Source organism: Williamsia sp. Leaf354, assembly GCF_001424365.1.
Taxonomy (GTDB): domain Bacteria; phylum Actinomycetota; class Actinomycetes; order Mycobacteriales; family Mycobacteriaceae; genus Williamsia_A.
Window position 1 is genome coordinate 67422 of the sequence record NZ_LMPL01000002.1, and the last position, 19108, is coordinate 86529.

General features: G+C 69.4%; 15 protein-coding genes and 2 riboswitches. Of the genes, 9 read left to right on the forward strand and 6 right to left on the reverse strand.

Translation table 11 applies throughout. The features are described 5' to 3' along the window. Positions 1 to 33: 33 nt before the first annotated feature. A complete protein-coding gene (locus ASG12_RS08385; RefSeq protein WP_055788085.1) occupies positions 34 to 927 on the forward strand; it encodes a hypothetical protein in 894 nt (297 codons plus the stop codon). Here the strand turns inward: ASG12_RS08385 and ASG12_RS08390 are convergent. Continuing rightward, positions 907 to 2433, reverse strand: a complete 1527-nt coding sequence (locus ASG12_RS08390; RefSeq protein ID WP_055788088.1) for a hypothetical protein — start codon at positions 2431 to 2433, stop codon at positions 907 to 909. The genes ASG12_RS08385 and ASG12_RS08390 overlap by 21 nt on opposite strands. A gap of 163 nt (positions 2434 to 2596) precedes the next feature. Here ASG12_RS08390 and secA2 point away from each other — a divergent pair, with 163 nt between their 5' ends. The 8 genes from secA2 (at position 2597) to gcvP (ending at position 12287) form a co-directional block, all read left to right on the forward strand. Beyond that, entirely contained in the window at positions 2597 to 5041 is a 2445-nt protein-coding gene (secA2, locus tag ASG12_RS08395) for an accessory Sec system translocase SecA2 (protein WP_055788091.1), read from the forward strand. A gap of 36 nt (positions 5042 to 5077) precedes the next feature. Beyond that, complete coding sequence (locus ASG12_RS08400; RefSeq protein ID WP_055788094.1) at positions 5078 to 5707, forward strand: CDP-alcohol phosphatidyltransferase family protein; 630 nt, start codon at positions 5078 to 5080, stop codon at positions 5705 to 5707. Positions 5708 to 5737: 30 nt separating this feature from the next. Continuing rightward, positions 5738 to 6142 carry a glycine cleavage system protein GcvH gene (gene gcvH / locus ASG12_RS08405; protein WP_045822897.1) on the forward strand — a complete coding sequence of 135 codons (405 nt, stop codon included), beginning with the start codon at positions 5738 to 5740 and terminating at the stop codon, positions 6140 to 6142. Between the two features lie 142 nt (positions 6143 to 6284). Next, a complete protein-coding gene (garA, locus tag ASG12_RS08410) occupies positions 6285 to 6743 on the forward strand; it encodes a glycogen accumulation regulator GarA (protein WP_200932756.1) in 459 nt (152 codons plus the stop codon). A gap of 75 nt (positions 6744 to 6818) precedes the next feature. Then, positions 6819 to 7502, forward strand: coding sequence for a transcriptional regulator FtsR (gene ftsR, locus ASG12_RS08415; protein ID WP_045822895.1), 684 nt, complete (start codon positions 6819 to 6821; stop codon positions 7500 to 7502). Between the two features lie 149 nt (positions 7503 to 7651). Further along, positions 7652 to 8152 carry a bifunctional nuclease family protein gene (locus tag ASG12_RS08420; protein WP_045822894.1) on the forward strand — a complete coding sequence of 167 codons (501 nt, stop codon included), beginning with the start codon at positions 7652 to 7654 and terminating at the stop codon, positions 8150 to 8152. 394 nt (positions 8153 to 8546) lie between these two features. Beyond that, positions 8547 to 9143, forward strand: coding sequence for a MerR family transcriptional regulator (locus tag ASG12_RS08425; protein ID WP_045822981.1), 597 nt, complete (start codon positions 8547 to 8549; stop codon positions 9141 to 9143). 13 nt (positions 9144 to 9156) lie between these two features. Then, positions 9157 to 9257: riboswitch (glycine riboswitch) on the forward strand. Further along, positions 9258 to 9381: riboswitch (glycine riboswitch) on the forward strand. It abuts the riboswitch before it with no gap. Positions 9382 to 9428: 47 nt separating this feature from the next. Beyond that, positions 9429 to 12287 (forward strand): aminomethyl-transferring glycine dehydrogenase, encoded by a 2859-nt coding sequence (gene gcvP, locus ASG12_RS08430; RefSeq protein ID WP_055788100.1) that lies wholly within the window; start codon positions 9429 to 9431, stop codon positions 12285 to 12287. A gap of 29 nt (positions 12288 to 12316) precedes the next feature. Here the strand turns inward: gcvP and ASG12_RS08435 are convergent, their stop codons facing one another. The 5 genes from ASG12_RS08435 to ASG12_RS08455 all read right to left on the reverse strand — a co-directional run bounded on the left by ASG12_RS08435 (position 12317) and on the right by ASG12_RS08455 (position 19095). After that, complete coding sequence (locus ASG12_RS08435; RefSeq protein WP_055788103.1) at positions 12317 to 13489, reverse strand: substrate-binding domain-containing protein; 1173 nt, start codon at positions 13487 to 13489, stop codon at positions 12317 to 12319. 24 nt (positions 13490 to 13513) lie between these two features. Continuing rightward, positions 13514 to 15688: a malate synthase G gene (locus ASG12_RS08440; RefSeq protein ID WP_055788106.1), complete on the reverse strand. Its 2175-nt coding sequence runs from the start codon at positions 15686 to 15688 to the stop codon at positions 13514 to 13516. A gap of 73 nt (positions 15689 to 15761) precedes the next feature. Next, positions 15762 to 16637, reverse strand: a complete 876-nt coding sequence (locus ASG12_RS08445) for a 3-methyladenine DNA glycosylase (protein ID WP_327197943.1) — start codon at positions 16635 to 16637, stop codon at positions 15762 to 15764. Positions 16638 to 16639: 2 nt separating this feature from the next. Then, the gene (locus tag ASG12_RS08450) at positions 16640 to 17716 is read right to left on the reverse strand and encodes a hemolysin family protein (protein ID WP_055788109.1); all 1077 of its coding nucleotides are present in this window, start codon (positions 17714 to 17716) and stop codon (positions 16640 to 16642) included. Next, positions 17713 to 19095, reverse strand: a complete 1383-nt coding sequence (locus tag ASG12_RS08455) for a hemolysin family protein (RefSeq protein ID WP_055788113.1) — start codon at positions 19093 to 19095, stop codon at positions 17713 to 17715. The genes ASG12_RS08450 and ASG12_RS08455 overlap by 4 nt, the downstream gene beginning before the upstream one ends. Positions 19096 to 19108: the final 13 nt, after the last annotated feature.

Below are 19108 nucleotides of genomic sequence, written 5' to 3' on the forward strand. Positions count from 1 at the left end.
CCCGCGGCGAACCGCACCGGCAGGACCGACCCCGTGACCCCGACCGTCACATGCCGGACCGAGTACCGCCTGCGCGCACACGAGGTCCTCGCCCGCACGGCGTGGGTTCTCGTGACGGTCGGCGCGGTCGCGCTGGTGGTGTTGCGGGCCGTCGACGTGGGATCGGGTACGACCATCGCGGTCGTGCTGGTCTGTGTCGCAGGCGGACTCGGTTGCGCCGGCGTCGGTCGCGGCATCCCGCGTCCCGCCGTGACGGTCGCCGCCGACGCCGAATCGCTCTACATCGGCAACGAGGACGTCGCCCTGCACGAGATCCCCCTCGACCGTCTGCTGTCGGTCGAGACCGATCGGGGACCGGCGACGGCGACCTCGTCGATGGCGGGCGACGACGCACGCCGTCTGACGATCGCCGGTCATCCCTATCTGCAGATCGAGGTGGCACGCAGCGGACCCGACACCGACGCCGTCGACCGGTGGCAGGTCGCCGTGGTCGAGGGCGATCCGGCCGCACGAGAGGTCACCGAGCGACTCCGGTCCGCGGCGCGTCCTCGTCCGTCCCGCACGGTCGCCGACGCGGAACCCCGACGCCGGGTGGCGCGTGTCGCCGACGCCGGCACCGACGAGGCCGCGATGCGCCTGTGGGAGGCCGCCACCCGAGTCCACGACGAGGTGATGGCGCAGTACGCGCCGTACGAACTCGACACCACCCTGGCGCAGTCGGCGCCGGAGGTGACCGATGTGCGGCGGCCGCAGGTGCAGCGGTTCCAGGAGGCGATGGACGCGGCGGAGGCGTTGCGCACCGACGCCTGGCCGGGCGATCGTGCCTACGCCGACCGCTATCAGCAGGCCGCGTTGGCGTTGCGTGACGCGTGGCGCGACTGCGTGGGTGCGCCTGATCCGACGGGTTCAGGAGATCCCGGGGCGTAGGAACGCGCCGTCGGGCGAGTACGTCCCCCGCGAGGCGTCGCCGGGTCCGACGGCGACCCAGATCGTGGGTCCGTAGTCGTCGCGGTAGCCGCCGATGCCTGCCGAGATGTCGATCGCCTCCCGGTCGAAGTCCTCGACGCGGCCGCGACGCATGGCGTCGTCGCGGACGCGCTCGAACACCGCGGCGGACAACCGGTTCGGGGCGAGCGCACCGCGCTGCAGACGGCCCGTCGAGTTGTCGTAGGAACTCACGGTCTCGGGGAACTCGCCCGGGACGACGGTGACGCCCTCCACCCGATCGACGGTCGTGTACTCGATGAGGACCCCACCACTGTTCTGGATCGACCCCGCCCGCATGATCGGCGTCCCTCGTCGCGTGCCGCGGATCTCGAACCGCGTCAGGACGGGCGAGTCGAACGGTAGTGCGCGCGAACGCATCACGTCCTGGCCGATGCGCATCGACGTCGCCAGGTCGGACGCGTCGAAGACGTCGGCCACCTCACCGGTCATCCGTGCCTGCACGTCGATCCCGGTGAAGGTATCGGCGCCGAGTTCCGCGGTGGCCAGCGGGTCCTCGCCCTGTCGGGGGCGGGTGATGGTGAGCGATCGCAGTGCCCGCTGCGTGGCGGGCACCCGCGACCGCATGGTGGCGGCGACGGTGTCGGCGTCGAACCGGGCCAGGTCGTCGAGGGCGAACGTGTCGGCGCGGCGTTTGGCGCTCTGATGCGTCGACGGGGTCAGCCATCGCCGCGAGGTCGTCGAGTAGCTCGCCGACACGACCTCGCCGGTTCCGGGGGAGAGCACCTCGATCCGGTCGCCGTCGACATCGATGGTGAGCGTCAGGACGTTCGCGCCGGCCTGTGCGCCGAGCGTCGCCACATGCTGCCGCAGATCGTCGAGACGGGCGGACGGGTCGGTGATGGAGTCCGCGTCGTCGTCCCGTGTCGAACCGGCCGCACCGGTCGACGAGGACATGTCGACGTCGACATGCCAGGTGTTCGCCGGCACCACGAGGATCACCGCGAGGGCGACCAGGGCCGTGATGATCGGGTACAGCACCGTCGCGCGTCCGGGCACGTCGTCGAACCCCGGCGTGGTCGGTCGGTCACGTGCCGGGACGACGAGCGGCGACATCTCCGTATCCGGCGTGGCGAGGAGCAGGTCGAACTCGGCGCGGCTCATCGACGCAAGCCACCGCGCCTCGTACGGGGTGTCGTCGGGCGGCGCCACGGTGGCGCTCACCACGGCGAGCTGACGCTCGGCCGGACCGAGGGTGCTGCGGGTGACGGCGTCGACCCGCACCTCGATGCCCGGTCGCGACGGCGTCCACGCCGGCAACCCGTCGACCCGTCGGGGACGCGGCGAGAGCACGACACCGGTCGCCAGCAGCGCCACGCCGGCGAGCAGGGCCATCAACCACCCGTTGTGGGCGCCGAGTCCGACACCCGCGCCGATCGCCACACCCGCCGCGACGGCTCGGATCGTCGAACGCCCTCGCAGGGTCATCAGGTCACCCTTTCCGGCAGTGGGACGGTCTGACGATACTGCGCATCGTCGGCGGTGAGCGTCGGTACGAATTGCCGCCCGGGCCCGCGTACGGTAGACGGCGGTCGAGTGGCGCGCGCGACGACGCCGTGCCCGGCCACAGACGAGTGAGGAGTTCGACGCGGTGGGAAAGCTCTCGAACAGGATGTGGCGGGCACTGGGCGCGCAGTCGTCGCGGAACCAGTCGAAGTCGATCGCGCTGATCAAGCGGTCGACCGAGCACGATTCGTGGGCGGCCGGCCTCGACGACGCCGAGTTCGCCGCCGCCGCCGAGAAGCTCGACATCACCGACCCCGCGGGCACCGATCGCGCGAAGTTCCTCGCCCTGGCCCGCGAGGCCGGCGACCGCGCCCTCGACATGCGTCCGTTCGACGTCCAGCTCCAGGGAGCCCTGCGCCTGCTCGAGGGCGACGTCGTCGAGATGGCCACCGGTGAGGGCAAGACCCTCGCCGGCGCGATCGCCGCGGTCGGCTACGTCCTGCAGGGGCGGCGCGTGCACGTCATCTCGGTCAACGACTACCTCGCCACCCGTGACGCGGAGTGGATGAAGCCGCTGTTCACCCTCTTCGACATCACCTCCGGTGCCGTGTCGGAGTCCTCCACCCGCGCCGAGCGCACGACCGCCTACGGCGCCGACATCACCTACGGCTCGGTGAACGAGGTCGGCTTCGACGTGCTGCGCGACCAGCTCGTCACCCACGCCGACGAACTCGTGTCGCCGCGACCCGATGTCGCGATCATCGACGAGGCCGACTCGGTGCTCGTCGACGAGGCGCTCGTCCCGCTGATCCTCGCCGGCGCCACCACCGGCGAGGTCCCCGACCGAGTCATCCACGACGTGGTCGGCAAGCTCAAGAAGAACCACTACGAGATCGACACCGAGGGACGCAACGTGTTCCTCACCGACGAGGGCGCGCAGTTCGTGGAGGCCGAGCTCGGCGACATCAACCTCTACGACGAGGAACACGTCGGCACCACGCTGGTGCACGTCAACATCGCGATGCACGCGCACATCCTCGTCGAGCGCGACGTCCACTACATCGTGCGCAACGGCGAGGTCCACCTCATCAACGCCTCGCGGGGCCGCGTGGCACAGCTGCAGCGGTGGCCCGACGGTCTGCAGGCCGCGGTCGAGATGAAAGAGGGCCTGGCGCAGACGGATTCGGGTGAGGTCATCGACACGATGACCGTGCAGGCCCTCATCGGCCGCTACCCCACGGTGTGCGGCATGACCGGTACCGCGCTCGCGGCGGGCGAGCAGTTCCGCCAGTTCTACGAGCTCGCCGTCTCCCAGATCCCGCCGAACGCCGACAACATCCGTGTCGACGAGGCCGACCGTGTCTTCGACAGCAAGCACAACAAGTCCGAGGCCGTCGTCGCCTTCGTCAAGGAGATCCACGAGACCGGCCAGCCCGTCCTCATCGGTACCCACGACGTCGCCGAGTCCGAGGAACTGGTCTACCTGCTGGAGCGGGCGGGCGTGACCAGTGTCGTGCTCAACGCCAAGAACGACGCGCAGGAGGCGGCGATCATCGCCGAGGCCGGCGCCCTCAACGCGGTCACCGTCTCGACGCAGATGGCCGGTCGCGGCACCGACATCAAGCTCGGCGGATCCCGCGGCGAGAAGGACGGACGATCCACCGGCGCCCGTGACCAGATCGTCGAGCTCGGCGGTCTGTGCGTGATCGGCACCGGTCGGCACGACACCGAACGCCTCGACAACCAGCTGCGTGGTCGTGCGGGCCGTCAGGGCGACCCCGGACGGTCGGTGTTCTTCTCCAGCCTGCAGGACCCGGTGGTCACCAAGAACCTCTCGTTCAAGCGCGACCCCGAGTCCGAGGAAGAAGACGGCTCGATGGGGGAGAAGGGGATCGAGCTCATCGAGCAGGCCCAGCGCGTCGCCGAGGGCATCATGCTCGAGCTGCACGCCAACACCTGGCGCTACAACAAGCTCGTCAACCAGCAGCGCGACATCGTCGTCAAACGGCGCATGGAACTGCTGACGACCGAGGTGGCCCTCGACGAGTTCACCGAGTCCGAGCCCGACCGCGTCGCGGAGCTGACCGGTTCGGCCTCCTCGGGAGGCACCGGGCGCCACGGCGCCGCATCCGGTGGGGCCGAGGACTCGGCGGACGACGAGGCAGGTGAGAAGGCGACGGGCGAGAAGGCGACGGGAACGGTCGCCGTGCGGACCGAGCCGGTGCCGCACGATGTGCTGGTGCAGGCGGCGCGCGAGATCGCCCTGTTCCACCTCGACCGCGCGTGGGCCGATCACCTCGCGTTCGTCGCCGACGTGCGTGCCAGCATCCACCTGCGCTCGATCGGCCGGGAGAGCCCGCTCGACGAGTTCCACAAGCTGATCCTCGACGAGTTCTCGCGGCTCCCCGGCGAGGCGGTCGAGAAGTCGCGCACCACGTTCCGGGAGGCGACGATCACCGCCGACGGTGTCGATCTCGACGCCGCCGATCTCCGTCGGTCGACCACGACGTGGACCTACATGGTCCACGACAACCCGTTCGCGGGCGGCGGGGCGAAGACGCTGCAGGGCATCATCGGCATCTTCCGGTGACCGGTGTCGGCGCTGTCTCTGTGACAGTCTGAGCGCATGGATCCCGACGGGCCCGCCGCCACCGCCGACGCCCCGTCGGACCGCATCCTCACCGTCCCCAACCTGCTGAGCTTCCTGCGCCTGCTGTTGGTGCCGGTGTTCGTGTGGTTGCTGTTGTTCGCCGAGGCCGACGGCTGGGCGTTCGTGGTCCTCCTCGTGTCGGGGTTCTCCGACTGGGCCGACGGCAAACTCGCGCGCCTGCTCAACCAGTCGTCGCGGCTGGGCGCACTGCTCGATCCGGCCGCCGACCGGCTGTACATGATCGTGATCCCCATCGGCCTGGGCATCCGCGACATCGTCCCGTGGTGGATGATCGCGATCCTGCTGGCCCGCGACCTGTTGTTGCTCGCCAGCGTCCCGTTGCTGCGCAGCCGCGGGATGACCGCCCTGCCGGTCACCTACGTCGGCAAGGCGGCGACGTTCTCCCTGATGTACGGATTCCCGTTCGTGCTCGGCGGACAGCTCGACGGACTGTTCGGCGACATCATGCACCCCATCGGCTGGGCGTTCCTGGTGTGGGGGATCGGCATGTACCTGTGGTCGTTCGTGCAGTACTGGTGGCAAACCGTGCTCGTGCTCAGACAAATGCCACGGGTGGGGAGTCCGATGCCACGGGTGGGCGGATGACCGACCGCGATCCACGCTAAGGTTCTCCGCGTGAGTGAGACAGAGGTTCCCGAAAACCTGCGCTACACCGTGGAACACGAGTGGATCGAGCAGGTCCGTCCCGGCGTCGTGCGTGTGGGCATCACCGCCTACGCCCAGGACCAGCTCGGCGATGTCGTCTTCGTGCAGCTCCCCGCCGTCGACGATGCCGTCGACTCGGGTGAGTCGTTCGCCGAGGTCGAGTCGACCAAGAGCGTGTCCGACATCTACGGCCCGCTCGCGGGCACCATCGCCGCGGTCAACGACGACCTCGACGCCACCCCCGAACTGGTCAACTCCGACCCGTACGGCGCGGGCTGGCTCGTCGAGATCGCGGTCGCCGAGGACACCGATCTGAGCGTGATCCTCGAGGATCTGCTCGACGCCGACGGGTACCGCACGGCCATCGAGGACTGACCTCGGCGCATCGTCGCCGGTGTCGATCCGCCGCACCCCGGTGCGGTTAGGATCGATCCGACGGGCGGGCCTCATCCGGCGTGACAACAGCGTTGACCGAACCCCACCGGGTCCGGACACCAGAAGAGCTTAAGGAGAAGTGGTGAGCGACAACGAGAAGGACCTCGACGCCCCCGTCGAGACGACGTCGGTCTTCCGCGCCGATTTCATCAAGGAACTCGACGCGAACAGCGGATCCACCACCGAGTCCGCCGAGACCGCGGTCGAGCGGCTGTCGGCGGGCACCGCGCTGCTGGTCGTCAAGCGCGGCCCCAACGCCGGGTCGCGATTCCTGCTCGACCAGACCACCACGTCGGCCGGACGCCATCCCGACAGCGACATCTTCCTCGACGACGTGACGGTCAGCCGTCGCCACGCCGAATTCCGTTTGGGCGACAACGAGTTCCAGGTGGTCGACGTCGGCAGCCTCAACGGCACCTACGTCAACCGCGAGCCGGTGGACTCCGCGGTGCTGGCCAACGGGGACGAGGTGCAGATCGGCAAGTTCCGACTCGTCTTCCTCAGCGGCCCGCACGCCGACGGGTCCTCGGCCAACGGGTAACGCGTGACCTCGCCGTCCTCGGGTCCGGGCCCGGGACCGAAGAACTCAGCAGATCGATCACCGGCCGAGGGATCCATGTCCATCGGTTCGGTGCTCGATCAGCTGCGTGGCGACTTCCCGGACGTGACCATCTCCAAGATCCGGTTCCTCGAGTCCGAGGGTCTGATCACCCCGCAGCGCTCGCCGTCGGGATACCGACGCTTCAGCACCGGCGACTGCGAGCGGCTGCGTTTCGTCCTCACCGCCCAGCGTGACCGTTACCTGCCGCTGAAGGTCATCAAGGAACAGCTCGAGGCCATCGATCGTGGTGAGCGGATCGACCCGGGCACCCCGCGGTTGCTCTCCTCGGCCCGGTCGTGGGTGGCCCCCGCGGTCGATTTCGAACGCTCCGGCGGTCGCATCTCCCGCGAGACCCTGCTCGAACGCACCGGCGCCGACACCGCGTTCGTCGCCGAACTCCAGCGCAGCGGTCTGCTGACACCCGGCGCGGGTGGCTTCTTCGACGAGGACGCCGTGCGACTCGTCGAAGCCGCCTCGGCGCTGGCCGACTACGGTCTCGAGGCCCGACACCTGCGGGCGTTCAAGGTCTCGGCCGATCGTGAGGCCGGTCTGGTCGCCCAGATCGCCAACCCGATCGCCAAGGGCAAGGGCGCCGGCGCACGCGACCGCGCCGAGGAACTGATCCGCGAGGTCGCCGCCCTCTCGGTCACCCTGCACACCCAGTTGGTGAAGGCGGCCGTCCGCGACGCGCTCGACTGAGCTGCGGCCGGTGCCGCCGCCCTCGAACTGTGCACGCGCGCACGAGCATTCTCAGCGTCTCGACCTGCGCAAGGTGGGCGCGTGAACGCCGGTGAGGTGTAGCGTCGAATGCGATGTCAGGCGACATTCGATGCCGTTGGGAGAATCGCATGGGTCAGATGCAGGTCGTGGGGATCCGGGTGGAGCCGCCCCAGGGACAACCCGTGCTGCTGCTGCGCGAGGTCGACGGCGAGCGCTACCTCCCGATCTGGATCGGACAGAGCGAGGCCGCGTCGATCGCCCTCAAGCAGAAGGGTGTCGAGCCCCCGCGTCCCCTCACCCATGACCTGATCGTCAACCTCGTCGCGGCGTTCGGGCAGGAACTCGTCGAGGTCCGGATCGTGGACATGCAGGAGGGCACCTTCTACGCCGAGCTCGTCTTCACCGGCGATCTCCGGGTGTCGGCCCGGCCGTCGGACTCGGTCGCGGTCGCCATGCGTGCGGAGGTCCCGATCATCGCCGACGAAGGAGTGCTCGCCGAGGCGGGTCTGCTGATCCCCGACGAGGAGTCCGCCGACGGCGACGAGGTGAAAGAGGACGAGGTCGAGAAGTTCAAGGAGTTCCTCGACACCATCTCGCCCGACGACTTCAAGGCCTCAGGCGGAGCCTGATCTGTGTGACAGGCGGAGCCTGATCTGTGTGACAGGCGGAGCCTGATCTGTGTGACAGGCGGAGCCTGATCTGTGTGACAGGCGGAGCCTGATCCTCGCGGTGTTCGAGGTCACGGTTGGGCTTCTGCCGGATCACAGTTGACCCTCAAGCTGACGTTGAGGTTGAGCCGCCCGCGAGTCGCGTTGAAACACGCTGTCGGCGCACCTACCGTTCACCACGACGCCCGCGACGAGCGGGACGGCACCCAGGGTCGGGTAGACGGCGTAATCTGAGTGACATCGATGGTGTTCGCATCATCATTCCTCGGGTTGCCGGGGACTCCCCCGAGCATTCGAGGAGAACTCAGTGGGCGACGAGCCGACCACCCGCGATGACGCGGACACCGCCGCGGACGTGACCGACACCGGGCCGGTGGCCTCGGTCCAGCAGGCCCGACAGGGCACGCTCGACGACATCGCGCCGGGACTGTTCCCGAACGACACCGTGCCCGACGAGCTCGTCGGCTACCGCGTGCCGAGCGCCTGCCAGATCGCCGGCATCACCTACCGCCAGCTCGACTACTGGGCACGCACCTCGCTGGTCGTGCCGTCGATCCGCGGAGCAGCGGGCAGTGGCAGCCAGCGCCTGTACTCCTTCAAGGACATCCTGGTCCTGAAGATCGTGAAGCGACTCCTCGACACCGGGATCTCGCTGCAGAACATCCGCGTCGCCGTCGACCACCTGCGCAAACGCGGTGTCGAGGACCTCGCACGCATCACCCTGTTCTCCGACGGCACCACCGTGTACGAGTGCACCTCGGCCGAAGAGGTCGTCGACCTGCTGCAGGGCGGTCAGGGTGTCTTCGGCATCGCCGTCGCCGGCGCGATGCGCGAGCTGTCGGGCACCATCGCCGATTTCCCGGGCGAACGCGCCGACGGTGCGATCGCCGAGACCGCGCCCGAGGACGAGCTCGCGGCTCGCCGCAAGACCCGCGCGCGCCGCACCGGCTAGACTCTCCCTACGTCGCCGCGACACGGGAGAGCGTCGTGACCCGCGAGGGTCTCGGCCGCCGAAGGAGCAACACCTCTCCGCCAATCTCTCAGGCCCCAGGACCGTGTCGTACGCCGGCGTCTCTGGAAAGTGGTGACCCCGTCACCCGCCCACGGTGAAAGGCCGCTCTGCGCGGCTGAATCTCTCAGGCGCCCGAGCCGACCTATCGCGTCGGTGACGGCAGGACAGAGGGGGAGGACCCACCTCAGTCCGGCGTGCCGCCGGACTCGGCGCAAAGGTTCTCCCGTGACCGAGTTGTTCTCCGATGTCTTCGCAGACCGCCATGTCGGACCCGATTCCGACGACCTCGCCCGCATCCTGTCGGTGCTGGAGATCTCTTCCCTCGACGACCTCGCCGACCGGGTGGTGCCCGCCTCGATCGCCGACCCGGCCGACGCCAACGGTCTGCAGACGCTGCCGCCGGCGGCCACCGAGGTCGAGGCCCTCGCCGAGCTGGCCGAACTGGCCTCGCAGAACACCGTCGCCACGTCGATGATCGGCCTGGGCTACTACGGCACCCACACCCCGGCGGTGCTGCGGCGCTCCATCATCGAGAACCCCGCGTGGTACACCGCCTACACCCCGTACCAGCCCGAGATCAGCCAGGGCCGACTCGAGGCGCTCCTCAACTTCCAGACGATGGTGTCGGATCTGACCGGCATGGACGTCGCGAACGCGTCGATGCTCGACGAGTCGACCGCCGCGGCCGAGGCCATGACGCTGCTGCGTCGCGCGAACAAGAGCAAGTCGCCGCGCTTCCTCGTCGACAGCGACGTGTTCCCGCAGACCGCCGCGGTGATCGCCACGCGCGCCGAGCCGCTGGGCATCGAGGTGGTCCGCGCCGATCTCACCGCCGGCCTGCCCGACGGCGAGTTCTTCGGCGTGCTGTTTCAGGTGCCCGCCGCCTCGGGCGCGGTCATCGACGCCGCCCCGATCATCGCCGCCGCCCACGAGCGCGGCGCGCTGGTCGCCGTCGGTGCCGATCTGTTGGCCCTGACCCTCATCACCGCGCCCGGTGACCAGGGTGCCGACGCCTGCTTCGGCACCACGCAGCGCTTCGGCGTGCCGATGGGCTTCGGTGGTCCCCACGCCGGGTACCTGTCGGTGCACACCGCCCACGCCCGCCAACTGCCCGGCCGTCTGGTCGGGGTGTCGAAGGACGCCGACGGCAACCTCGCCTACCGGCTGTCGCTGCAGACCCGTGAGCAGCACATCCGCCGCGACAAGGCGACCAGCAACATCTGCACCGCCCAGGTCCTGCTCGCCGTCCTCGCCGCCATGTACGCGAGCTACCACGGTCCGAAGGGACTCACCGGCATCGCCGAGCGCGTGCACGCCCGCGCGACGTCGATCGCGAACGCGTTGACCGCCGGTGGCGTCGACGTCGTGACCGACACCTTCTTCGACACCCTGTTGGTGTCGGTGCCCGGCCGTGCCGCCGACGTCGTGGCGGCCGCCAAGAACGACGCGAACATCAACCTGCGTCTCGTCGACGCCGACCACGTCGGCGTCGCCTGCGACGAGACGACCACCGCCGAGCACGTCGCCGCGGTCGCCACCGCCTTCGGGGTCGACCCCGCCGACGCGTCTGCTCCTGCGCCGATCAGCCCCGCGCGTACCTCGGAGTTCCTGACCCACCCCGCGTTCAGCCGGTACCACACCGAGACGGCCATGCTGCGCTACCTGCGGCGACTGTCCGACAAGGACATCGCCCTCGACCGCAGCATGATCCCGCTCGGTTCGTGCACGATGAAGCTCAACGCGGCCGCGGAGATGGAGCCGATCACCTGGCCCGAGATCGCCGGTCTGCACCCGTTCGCCCCGAAGGCCGACGTCGCCGGCATGCGGACCATGATCAGCCGTCTCGAGAAGTGGCTCGCGGACATCACCGGATACGACCGGATCAGCCTGCAGCCCAACGCCGGTTCGCAGGGTGAGTACGCGGGTCTGCTCGCGATCCGCAAGTACCACCTCAGCCGCGGTGACGAGTCCCGCGACATCTGCCTCATCCCGTCGAGCGCGCACGGCACCAACGCCGCCTCGGCGGTGATGGCGGGCATGCGCGTCGTGGTCGTCGCGTGCCGTGCGAACGGTGACGTCGACACCGCCGATCTCAAGGAGAAGATCGCGACCCACGCCGAGACGCTGGCCGCGATCATGATCACCTACCCCTCGACCCACGGTGTCTTCGAGCACGAGGTCCGCGAGATCTGCTCGGCCGTCCACGACGCCGGCGGTCAGGTCTACGTCGACGGTGCGAACCTCAACGCGCTGGTCGGTGTCGCCCGACCGGGCCAGTTCGGCGGCGACGTCAGCCACCTGAACCTGCACAAGACGTTCTGCATCCCGCACGGCGGCGGCGGACCCGGTGTCGGACCGATCGGCGTCCGGGAGCACCTCGCGGAGTTCCTGCCCGGACACCCGCTCGACGACGACCTGCCCGGCGACATCACCATCTCGGGCGCACCGTACGGCTCGGCGTCGATCCTGCCCATCACCTACGCCTACATCCTGATGATGGGGGCCGAGGGCCTGCGACGCGCCACGCTCACCGCCATCGCGTCGGCCAACTACATTGCCAAGCGACTGGCCGACCACTACCCGGTGCTCTACACCGGGGCGAACGGCACCGTCGCGCACGAGTGCATCCTCGACCTCCGCCCGATCACCAAGGCGACCGGCGTCACCGTCGACGATGTCGCGAAACGACTCGCCGACTACGGTTTCCACGCGCCGACGATGAGCTTCCCGGTGTCGGGGACCCTGATGGTCGAGCCCACCGAGAGCGAGAACCTCGACGAGATCGACGCGTTCATCGACGCGATGGTCGCCATCAAGGCCGAGATCGACAAGGTCGGGGACGGCACCTGGGCCGTCGACGACAACCCGCTGCGGGGCGCACCGCACACCTCCGAGTGTCTGGTGTCGCAGTGGGATCACCCCTACACCCGCGAGGAGGCCGCGTTCCCGAACGGACGGCCCAGCGCCGGTGCGCGCGACAAGGTGTGGCCCTCGGTGCGCCGGATCGACGGCGTCTACGGCGACCGCAACCTGGTGTGCAGCTGCCCGCCCATCGAGGCCTTCAGCGAGCCCGTCGAGGCCTGAGCGGGTCAGCCGACCCGAGTCGAGGTCGGCTACCCGCCGAGGACGAGTTGCGCGATCGCGGCGCCGGCGGCCGGTTCGGGCGCCGGCATCGGGGTCGCGGTGACGTCGAACGACACCGCCGCGGTCCGGGCGGGAAGCGATGCGCCGCCGCGGAATCCGAGCGCGGTGATGGTGCGCAGCTGGTCTGGGGTGCGCGCGAACCGGAAGAACGCCGCGACGGCCTCGGCCTGGGTGGCGTTCACCTGCGGGCCGGTCAGGTCGACGACCGGGTGATCGGCCGTGGGCGTTGCGCCCTCGGGACGTAGCTCGACCACCGATGGTTGTGCGGTGTCCTTGGTCGCGGCGTAGAGGGCCTGTTCGGTGATCGGTACGGCGTGGATGGCCGCCCCCGCGGGGTCGCCGCCGCCCGCGATCGTCGTCAGGGTCCGCTCCGCGCTGCCGTCGGTCGCGACGGGGGAGCGTCGGCGCAGATCGAGCAGTGTCGAGGTCACCTGCCGCGACTGCGCATCGGCCACGGTGAGGCCGTTCACCGTCGCGCGACCCACCTCGGTCGCCACGGCCTGCGATGCGAGCACGGTCGCGTCGCTGCCCGGCCCCGACGCGCGGGCCATCCGCAACGAGCCCCAACCCCGCACGCCGAACTCGGCGAGGCTGTTGTCGTTGCGCTGCAGCGTGGGCAGCTCGATCCACGACACCCGCCGCGCCGCGGCCCGCGCGAACTCCGGTGCCACCGCCAGCACCACGGGCGACGACACCAACGACTCCGGGTCGCCGTCGACGATCGCCGAACGGGCGGCCAGCAGCTGTGCACTCCACACCGACGACGCCGGCACCCACGCCGCGGGGTAGGCGCCCATCGAGGCGGCGTCCCAGGTACCGGTGAGCCCCTCGAGCGTGGTCTTCGGGTCCGACGGTCGCACCGTCACCGTCACGCACGCATCGCGCACGACGGGCCGCGTCGCCGAGTACGCCTGCGCGATCGTGGCCAGCGGTGTGGCGATGTCGGCGTCGGCGAGAACGGTGACCGTCTGCTCGCCCTCCACGCAGGTACGCGCGGCGGCGTCACCGTCGTCGGACAGGCTGTTGCCCAGCAGGTTCCAGCCCACGACGAGCGCCACCACCACGATCACCGCGAGGATCGTCAGCGACAATCCCCGGCTGATGCCGCGGCGGCGCGTCTCGTCGGTGCGGTGCTGACCCATAGGCGACGAGGATAGCCTCGCCGATCAGCCCTGCGCGGCCTTGTACTCCCGACGCCGGCGATGCAGGATCGGCTCGGTGTAACCGCTGGGCTGTGTGGTCCCCGACAGGATCAGCTCCTTCGCCGCCTGGAAGGCGATGTTGGAGTCGAAGTCGGGTGCCAGCGGTCGGTAGGTCGCGTCGCCCTCGTTCTGTCGGTCGACGACCGGCGCCATCCGCTCCAGCGAGGCGACGACGTCGGCCTCGGAGACGATGCCGTGGCGCAGCCAGTTCGCGAGGAGCTGGCTGGAGATCCGCAGCGTTGCCCGGTCCTCCATGAGCGCGACGTCGTGGATGTCGGGGACCTTCGAGCAACCGACGCCCGCGTCGATCCACCGGACCACGTAGCCGAGGATCGACTGGCAGTTGTTGTCGAGCTCCTGCTGCTTCTCCTCGTCGCTCCAGTCGGTGTTCGGGGCGAGAGGGATGGTCAAGATGTCGTCGACCGAGGCCGGGTCGCGCTTGGCGATCTCGTCCTGACGCTCGAACACGTCGACCTGGTGGTAGTGCAGCGCGTGCAGCGTCGCGGCCGTCGGCGAGGGCACCCACGCGGTGTTGGCGCCGGCCTTCGGATGACCGATCTTCTGCTCGAGCATGTCGGCCATCAGATCCGGCATCGCCCACATGCCCTTGCCGATCTGGGCGTGATGCTGCAGACCCGCGTGCAGGCCGGTGTCGACGTTGAAGTCCTCGTAGGCCTTGATCCAGGTCTGCGACTTCATCTCGGCCTTGCGGACGACGGCGCCGGCCTCCATCGAGGTGTGGATCTCGTCGCCGGTGCGGTCGAGGAAGCCGGTGTTGATGAAGACGACCCGCTCGGACGCCGCGGCGATACAGGCCTTGAGGTTGACCGTGGTGCGGCGTTCCTCGTCCATGATGCCGACCTTGAGGGTGTTCTCGGGCAGCCCGAGCAGCTTCTCGACACGACCGAACAACTCGACGGTGAAGGCGACCTCGTCGGGACCGTGCATCTTCGGCTTGACGATGTAGATCGAGCCGGTGCGCGAGTTCTGCTGGCCATCGGCGCTCATGCCGTGGACGCCGATGAGCGAGGTGAAGATCGCGTCGAGGATGCCCTCGGGCGCCTCGGCACCGTCGGCGGTGACGACGGCGTCGTTGGTCATGAGGTGGCCGACGTTGCGGACGAACAGCAGCGACCGACCCGGCAGGGTGAGCTCACCGCCACCGGGCGCGGTGTAGACGCGGTCGGGGTTGAGCACGCGGGTGAAGGTCTTGCCGCCCTTGCTGACCTCCTCGGCCAGATCACCCTTGTTGAGTCCCAACCAGTTCCGGTATCCGAGGACCTTGTCGTCGGCGTCGACCGCGGCGACGGAGTCCTCGAAGTCCATGATCGTGGTGATCGCCGACTCGACGAGGACATCCTTGATGCCCGCGGGGTCGGTGGAGCCGATGGGGGAGTCGGCGTCGATCTGCACCTCGAGGTGCAGTCCGTTGTGGCGCAGCAGCACACCGGTCGGGGCCGAGGCCTCGCCGGTGAACCCGACGAACGCGGCCGGATCGGCGAGCGCGGTGGTGGAGCCGTCGTCGAGGGTGACCGTGAGGACGGTGCCGTCGATCGCCAGCCCGGTCACCGACGCCCACGACCCGCCCTCGAGTGCGACCGCGCCGTCGAGGACGTTCTTGGCGTAGGCGATGACCTTGTCGCCGCGGACCTTGTTGTACGAGCGGCCCTTCTCGGCGCCGTCGGTCTCGGGGATCGCATCGGTGCCGTACAGCGCGTCGTACAGCGAACCCCAGCGCGCGTTGGAGGCGTTGAGCGCGAAGCGTGCATTGAGGACCGGGACGACGAGCTGCGGGCCGGCGGTGCTGGTGATCTCGGTGTCGACGCCGGCGGTGGTGATCTGGAAGTCCGCGGGAACCTCGACGAGGTAGCCGATCTCCTGCAGGAACGCCTTGTAGGCGCCGGCCTCGAAGGTGTTGTCGCGGTGCCATGCGTCGATCTGCTGCTGCAGCGCATCGCGGACCCCGAGCAGCTCGCGGTTGCGGGGTGCGAGATCGGTGATGATCTCCGCGACACCGTTCCAGAACGCGTCGGTGTCCACACCGGTGCCGGGCAGGGCCTCGGAGGTGATGAAGTCGTGCAGAACGGACGCGACCTGCACGCTGTTCCCGCCTTCTCCGACTGTGACCCGCTCGGTCATGACTGCCTCGCTTCTCCTGGTGTGGACGTGTGTTCGACGTTCAGGTTACTCGGCGGTAAGCGGGCGTCGTCGATCAGGTTGCGCTGATCAGGGCCGCGCAACGATCGATGAGACGGCGACGCAGCACCGCCGCCCTCCGGGCCGACGCCGCCTGCAGGCGAACGTATTCGGCGCGACCACGGGCCGATTCGATCTCGATGGGCGCGAAGCCGAGCCCGGCGAGGTCGTAGGGGCTCGCGCGCATGTCGAGCTCCCGGAGATCGAAGGCGAGTTCGAGGGCGTCGACGACGGTCCCGGAATCGATCAGGGGCACCAGCTTGTGCGCCCATTTGTAGAGATCCATGCCGGCGTGCACGCATCCGGGTTGCTCCCGGTCGACCTGGGTCGCCCGGGACAGGGGCTCGACGTTGCGGTCGGTCGCGTCGTCGGTGAAGAAGCGGAACGCGTCGAAATGGGTGCAGCGCAGATCCGCCGCCTCCACGACGGCGTCGGTGTCGGTTGCGGACAGGCGCAGCGGTGCGGTGTGTCTCCGCGTGTCCGGGGAGCGATAGACCATCGCCCACTCGTGCAGGCCAAAGCAGTTCAGACGCGGCGCGCGGGATTCGGTCGCCGACAGGAGGCGATGCACGAACGTGACCGTGGTGAGCCGGTCGGCGAGGTGGTCGGGATCGACCGTCAGGTGCCCGTCGTCGGTGACCGCGTAGTGCGGGTACTGCCGGTGCGGTGGTTCGCCGCCGAGCGCCACGCCGAAGCCGGGGTGCCAGCGACGCAGCTGTGCCGGCTTGTGGCTGTAGTACCGGAACAGGAACTGCCACACCGGGTGTGCCTCACCCGACGCCGTCTGCTGCGGGTGTGCCGCCAGCAGTGCGTCGACGCGGTCGCGATGCGTCGATGCGCGGTGCGCCCACTCATCCGGCGCGAGCACCCGGCCGGTGGCGGTGATGGACACGCTCACACCCGGTGGGTCTCGTCGCGCACGGTGCCGACGAACTCCTCCACGAGATCTTCGAGCGCGACGACCCCGATGGTGCGGCCGTTGCCGTCGACGACCGCGCCGAGATGGGCGCTGGTGCGGCGCAGATGGGCGGTGGCCTCGTCGAGCGAGGTGTCGCCGGAGATCACCGGCAGCGGTCGGATCTTGTCGACACCGATCACCGAGTCCTGGCCCACCTGGTCGTCGAGGATCTCGTCGAGAACGTCCTTGAGGTGCAGGTAGCCGGTGTAGACGCCGTCGACACCGCGAACCGGGAAGCGGGAGAACCCGGTGTCGGACACCGCCTTCTCGATCGATCCGAGGGTGGGGCCGGACCGTCCGGTGCCCGATTCGACGGTCACCTGGACGCTGCGGAGTTCGTCGAGTCCGATCGCCACCTCGGACACCGTTCGACCGGTCGTGCGCAGGGCGCGGGTCAGTCGGTCGTGCTCCTCGGCGTCGATGAGCCCCTCCTCGCGGGACTCGCCGATCATCTCGGCGAGCTCGCCGGCCGAGACCGTCGCGTCGAGTTCGTCCTTCGGCTCCACCCGCATCGCCCGCAGCGACAGGTTCGCCGCGAGGTTGTAGAAGGCGATCAGCGGGTGGGCGACGCGGATGAAGGCGAGGTGGGCGGGCACCAGCAACATCGCCGAGCGTTCCGGACCGGCCAGCGCGATGTTCTTCGGCACCATCTCACCGAGCAGGATGTGCAGGATCACCACGAGGATCAGCGCGATGGTGAACCCGATCGGGTGCAGGAAGGCGTCGGGGACACCGGCGAGGTCCATCGGTTTCTCGATGAGATGCGCGACGGCGGGTTCACCGACACGGCCGAGCAGGATCGAGCAGATCGTGATGCCGAGCTGTGCGCCGGCGAGCATCAGCGACAGTTCCTGGCCCGCCCGGATCACCGTCGTCGCGCGACGCTTGCCCTGATCGGCCAGCGCCTCGAGCCGGTCGCGGCGGGCGGAGATCAGCGAGAACTCGGCGCCGACGAAGAACGCGTTGCCCGCCAGCAGTGCGACGGCGAACAGCACGCCGAGGATGTCGTTCACGACGGCGCCTCCCCGGACTCGGGGATGGGGGTCAGCGACACGACGTCGATGCGTCGTCCGTCCATGCGGACGACACGGGCGCGCCACCGCGGGGCGACCGGCATAGGGTCCCCGCCGGAGTCCTCGTCGTCGGCGCCGTCGCGCTCGGGCAGGTCGACCTCGTCGCCCTCGGTCGCGAGTCGGCCCAGGGTCTGCATGACCAGACCGCCCAGGGTGTCGTAGTCGCCCTCGGGGGCGCGGTACCCGGTCGCCTCGGCGAGTTCGTCGATGCGCAGCAGTCCGGCGCAGGTGTAGCCGGTGCCGTCGGGGGCGACATCGGCTTGCTCGTCGTCGTGTTCGTCGGTGACGTCGCCGACGATCTCCTCGATCAGGTCCTCGGTCGTCACGATCCCGGCGGTGCCGCCGTACTCGTCGACGACGATGGCGACCTGCATCCCGTCGGCGCGGATGCGCCCCATCAGGGCGTCGCCGTCGAGGCTGGCGGGCACCACCGGCACCGCGCGCGCCAACACCCCGAGGGTGGTGGACTCGCGCTCGGCGAGCGGCACCGTGAAGGCCTGCTTGATGTGGACGAAGCCGCGGATGTTGTCGAGATCGCCCTCGACCACGATCGGGAACCGCGAGAAGCCCGTCTCCGACGCGGCGACGATGAGGTCGCGCACGTTGGCGTCCTGATCGAGTGCGTCGACGGTGACCCGAGGGGTCATCAGTTCCTCCGCGGTGCGCTCGCCGAACTGCAACGACCGGCTGACCAGCAGCGCGGTGCCCTTGTCGAGTGCGCCCTCACGGGCGGAGTTGCGGACCAGCGACCCGAGTTCCTGCGGCGACCGCGCCGAGCGCAGTTCCTCGGCGGGCTCGATGCCCAGCCTGCGCACGAGCATGTTCGCGCTGCCGTTGAGTCCGTTGATGGCCCATTTGAACGTCGTCGAGAACGCGGTCATCGGGCCCGCGGTGCCCCGGGCGGTGGGCAGTGGTCGCGCGATGGCGTAGTTCTTCGGGATCAGCTCACCGAGGATCATCGACAGCGACGTCGCGATGACCAGGGCGAGGACGATGGAGATGATGGAACTCACCTCGTCGGACGCCCCGACCGCGTCGAGTGCCGGTGAGAACAGCTGCGCGAGAACAGGTTCGGCGATGTAGCCGGTCACCAGGGTGGTGATGGTGATGCCCAGCTGGGCGCCGGAGAGCTGGAACGACAGCGTGCGGTGGGCGCGTGCGACCTGCCGCGCGCGACGGTCGTCACGACGCCGGAGGTCCGATTCGACCGCCGAGCGTTCGAGGGCGGTCAGGGAGAACTCGGCCGCGACGAACAGAGCGGTGCCCAGGGTGAGGGCGATGAAACCGAGGAGGCTCCCGACGAGGATCAGTGCCTGCACGAGCAGTTGTCCT

What these genes read in the sequence shown, in the direction of transcription:
- ASG12_RS08390 (WP_055788088.1), bottom strand. Translation starts at nt 2,433, where the DNA reads ATGACCCTGCGAGGGCGTTCGACGATCCGAGCCGTCGCGGCGGGTGTG.
- ASG12_RS08400 (WP_055788094.1), top strand. Translation starts at nt 5,078, where the DNA reads ATGGATCCCGACGGGCCCGCCGCCACCGCCGACGCCCCGTCGGACCGC.
- ftsR (WP_045822895.1), top strand. Translation starts at nt 6,819, where the DNA reads ATGTCCATCGGTTCGGTGCTCGATCAGCTGCGTGGCGACTTCCCGGAC.
- ASG12_RS08420 (WP_045822894.1), top strand. Translation starts at nt 7,652, where the DNA reads ATGGGTCAGATGCAGGTCGTGGGGATCCGGGTGGAGCCGCCCCAGGGA.
- ASG12_RS08435 (WP_055788103.1), bottom strand. Translation starts at nt 13,489, where the DNA reads ATGGGTCAGCACCGCACCGACGAGACGCGCCGCCGCGGCATCAGCCGG.
- ASG12_RS08440 (WP_055788106.1), bottom strand. Translation starts at nt 15,688, where the DNA reads ATGACCGAGCGGGTCACAGTCGGAGAAGGCGGGAACAGCGTGCAGGTC.